Source organism: Paenisporosarcina sp., from assembly GCF_057785155.1.
The window spans coordinates 1-4,215 of record NZ_JBYNRN010000022.1; the positions used below are offsets into that span (position 1 = coordinate 1).

A 4,215-nucleotide genomic window follows, 5' to 3' on the forward strand; every position below is an offset into this window, starting at 1 on the left:
GTACTCTTGAAAGTAAAGATCTTTTAATTTTACCGGGAGGGACTACTTGGAGTGAAGAAATTCATCAACCTATCTTGGAAAGAATTGGCCAAGCTTTAAAGCTTGGCACTATTGTTGCCGCAATTTGTGGTGCAACTGAGGGCCTCGCGAATATGGGATACTTAGATACTAGAAAGCATACAAGTAATAACTTAGAATATACTAAAATGGTATGTCCTAATTATAAAGGAGAAAAGTTCTATGAGATGGGATCTGCCGTATCTGATGGGAATTTAGTTACTGCATCAGGAATTGCTCCTCTGGAATTTGCAATGGAGGTACTGAAAAAAATAGATGTATTTACACCAGATGCATTACATTCATGGTATAACCTAAATAAGACTCATAAACCTGAATACTTCTTCCAGTTAATGAATTCAATAAATAAATAAAGTAAAGCTCAATTTCTCTATTTTGATTTGTAGAGAAGCTGGGCTTTTTAATTTAGAATTTCCTTATCGTTGTAAATCCGCATTTTCCTGACGCTACCCCCTAATGAAGGTTTTCTTCAATACTCTTGGGTTAGTGGTCTTCGGGACCGCCCTCGTCCTGCTGGTACTTCCTGTTTTTATGTCCATGAATGGAAAAGACAAAGGATTTGATTTAGAAAACCCAGAACAAAACACAGAGACCCTTTCAGGCGCTGTAGGTGACGCGTATTGCGCAGTCAATGGAGAAATTAACCAAGAGTTATGGGAAGCCAAAATGAGCACGGCAGGCGTCTTTTCAGGCAAAGAAGAACTCTTTATCCAGATTGCGAGTGAACAAGGCATTGACCCGGTTCTCATGGCTGCGATTGCTCTGCACGAAACGACCAATGGGACGTCAAATGCAGTGGTCACCAAAAATAATCCAGGTGGTTTGATGGGGAAAGATGGATTGATGCAGTTTTCTACATTAGAAGAAGGTCTGGAATCGATGGGGCAGACACTACACAACCGCATCATTAAAGACGGATACGTGACCATTGGTGATTTAGGTTCGGTTTACGCACCAATTGGGGCAGAGAACGATCCCACCAACTTAAACGCCCACTGGGTACCGACGATTACGGCAATGGTTAGTTCGCTCGGCGGATTAACCATGAATTGCACGACACAGTCTGGAGAATTTGCTCAACCCATTCCAAATGTACAAGTGAATTCGAACTACGGAGTTCGTATTCATCCCATCACAGGCGACATCAGTAACCATCAAGGCGTCGATTTTGCTTGTAGCAGCCCTGAACCTATTTATGCAGCTAAGGAAGGGAAAGTCGTGTATGCAGAGTTTCCTAGCAGTTATCCAACCAATACGTACGGCAACATCGTTGTCATTCAACATCAAAACAATCTCTTTACGGCGTATGCACATTTAAGTCGCATTGACGTTAAGGTTGGGCAAGAAGTTCGACAGCTGGAAGTCATCGGTCGATGTGGGTCTACTGGTCGCTCGACAGGTGATCATCTTCATTTTGAGATTCAAGCAGGAAAGCAGTTTGGAACCCGACTCAATCCGATGTTGTACTTAAAAGAACCCGTGTAAGGGAGGGCTATCCTATGGAAAATCGCTTAAAACTCGTCAATATTTTACTGATTGTCTTGGTAGTGGCGTTGGCACTCGTTTTGTTTAATGTATTTGCAGCCAATCAAGACTTAAAACGAAAAAACGCCGACTTGTCGAACGATGTCGAAAAAGTTGAAGCCTCTAAGAAGGAAGAAAAAGAAGTGTTTTCTCAAACTGAACGTTTTCTAACAGACAGTTTACAAGGCGGCTCGATGGATTACTTTACGACACTTTACCGTAAAGAGGTAGAACAAACCCTGTCAGAAAATGAAACGTCTGAAGACGTGGACGTGAGTGAAATGAAAGAGCTTGAGATTTATAACATTTCCGTTCGAAAGCAAGAAGACTCCTATAAGGTATATGCGCTATACAAAGCTACCTTAACAGGGATTGACGATGAGTTTGTGAATCCTGGGGATCAACCACTCTTAATCTTGATGTCCACGATTACATGGATAATCGAAGACGGTGAACTGAAGGTAGATGCCCACGATTTGGAACCTCTCGTATCAGGAGAACAGGTGATTCAAGAGATTTCTTCATAGACACGAGACACAAAAGGGATGTGAACAGAGATGACCATCTTACAAAGAATAGTGAGGATGCAACGAAGAGTGAATCAACTCTTTGAGACCATCATTAATCGACTAGCCAAAAAGCAACTGGAGCAAGCCACTCGCCAGTATGAATTGCAGTATGACAAGCCACTTAGTGCGCAAGAAGTTATTGAAATTAAAAAAGGTGTGGTCTTGCGAGTCGGGTTTTTCGGGTTTATTCCAGTCGTCATCCTGTTACTTACCCTCATGAATGGAGGTGTTGGAGGATGAAGAAACACATCTTGTTAGTCTTTGGGCTGTTGCTGTTATCCATGTTTATGATGAATGGTGTAGAGGCAGCTGAAGGTGAATTTATGGAAGATACAATAAAGGATTATCGAAGTACTGATGGGGTTAAAGAAGCAGATGTTAAAAGAGCCGAAGGATATATGCAAAATGTTTTATATTTAGATAAATACGACCACGAAACGAATCAGTTTAATTGTAAGTGGTATGAAGTCATGTGCCAAACAAATGGATTCTTATTTACGACGGTTAGTGGGTTTGTATTTGGAGCAATTGATAGCTTTGGGAAATTTCAAATTGATTCGTCAGTCATTACAGGGAATCCAGTTTACGAAGGGTATATGTTGAACTTTAAATCATTGGCATGGACGATGACGGCAATCTTTCTTATTTGGCAAACCATTAAAATAATCATTCTGTATTCTGCAAATGGTGATGAAGGCATGAATACGCTTTATGAAAAAGTGGTTGCGGTCATAACGGGAGCCATACTACTCGGGATATATGGGGAATTGTTCGATTGGATATTGGAACTGACACATCTTCTGACAGAAACGATGTTAACAGATCCGGTTACACACTATAACATTATGCAGGTATTAGCTGTAAATTCAGTTGGTTACGGAATCATTTTAATGTTAGTAATATCGGCCATCTTATTTGTTTTCTTCATATCCATCCTGTATAGGACTGTACTATTTGTAGTTCTATATATTTCAGGCGTCATGGCCATTCCAACGATTGTAAATGACCAATACAATTTCTTTAGTTTATGGCTCAAAATCGTCGTCAGCAACATTTTAACATTAACGCTACAATTGTTGTGTTTTGTTTTAGGCGTGAAAACATTGATTAATTTACAAACCGGAAACTTTTTAATCGGAATGCTGTTTTTCATCGTTGGACTATCCATTCCAACGTTATTGAGCCAATTTGGAGCATCTACAGGATCTGCGAGAGCAATGGGCTCGACAGTGAAATATGTGGCAAGGCATGCGAGAAGATAAAAGGAGTGAATGAAATGAAAAAATTAATAATATTAGGAGCAATTTTATCTATAGTACTTATGCTAGGGGCTTGTAACAGTGAAAAGACTCAAAAGGAATCTGCAGATACAGAAGTATTTACAGTAAACGATGTGCAGATGGCAAACGAAATGGTTCTTTTGTTAGAAGAGAAATCAAGTGAGTTTCAAACGAAAGCAGCAGAAGCAATTGCAACTGGAGAAATTGAGCAAGACAAAGACGGTCAATTGTCTGAACCGTTACAAGAGTTAGCAAAAGAAACTGTTCTTCAGCTATTTCTAGAACAGTATCCTAACGGGATAATCGGAGAAGAAGGAGATTTAACTGTTTCTTTTGAAGCCACAGCATCTCAGGCGTGTCCACTAGGGAATTGTAAGTATGATGGTGTTGCAATACCAGAGATTGATTTTGATAAAACTGATTACTCAACTTATACATCTGAAGTTTTTGGTGTCTCACAATTAATCTTTCAAAATGTGAAAAGCAAATTTAATGTGAAAGATCAAGAATTGGAGAAATCGGAATTACGTTTTCTGAAATCAAAAAATGGAGATCTTGTGATGACATCAAATCCTTTTATTTCCGGAGAAACATTCTATTTAGACGAATTAGATAAAGAATTTAAAGAGATTAAATCTGGCGTTCCAGAAAGTGAAGTTGAGGCAGAAGAGGATGAGTTTAAGCAGGAAGTAGAAGAACTGTTATCCAATTATCCTAAACTTCGATAAAACCTCAGTAAGTTAGAGATGAAAGGAATGATAAGA

Annotated in this window: 6 protein-coding genes; all 6 read left to right on the top strand. The window is 39.4% G+C overall.

Annotation, left to right across the window (positions count from 1 at the left end):
• On the top strand, positions 1–431 hold a 431-nt coding region (locus AC3EA5_RS08725; RefSeq protein WP_488607977.1), incomplete at its 5' end, for a DJ-1/PfpI family protein.
• 178 nt (positions 432–609) lie between these two features.
• Positions 610–1,563, top strand: coding sequence for a M23 family metallopeptidase (locus AC3EA5_RS08730; RefSeq protein WP_488607978.1), 954 nt, complete (start codon positions 610–612; stop codon positions 1,561–1,563).
• 14 nt (positions 1,564–1,577) lie between these two features.
• On the top strand, positions 1,578–2,129 hold the full coding sequence (locus AC3EA5_RS08735) for a hypothetical protein (protein WP_488607979.1): 552 nt from the start codon (positions 1,578–1,580) through the stop codon (positions 2,127–2,129).
• Between the two features lie 57 nt (positions 2,130–2,186).
• A complete protein-coding gene (locus AC3EA5_RS08740) occupies positions 2,187–2,411 on the top strand; it encodes a hypothetical protein (protein WP_488607980.1) in 225 nt (74 codons plus the stop codon).
• Complete coding sequence (locus AC3EA5_RS08745) at positions 2,408–3,433, top strand: conjugal transfer protein TrbL family protein (RefSeq protein WP_488607981.1); 1,026 nt, start codon at positions 2,408–2,410, stop codon at positions 3,431–3,433. Before AC3EA5_RS08740 ends, AC3EA5_RS08745 begins: the two co-directional genes overlap by 4 nt.
• 14 nt (positions 3,434–3,447) lie before the next feature.
• Positions 3,448–4,179, top strand: coding sequence for a hypothetical protein (locus AC3EA5_RS08750; protein ID WP_488607982.1), 732 nt, complete (start codon positions 3,448–3,450; stop codon positions 4,177–4,179).
• Positions 4,180–4,215: the final 36 nt, after the last annotated feature.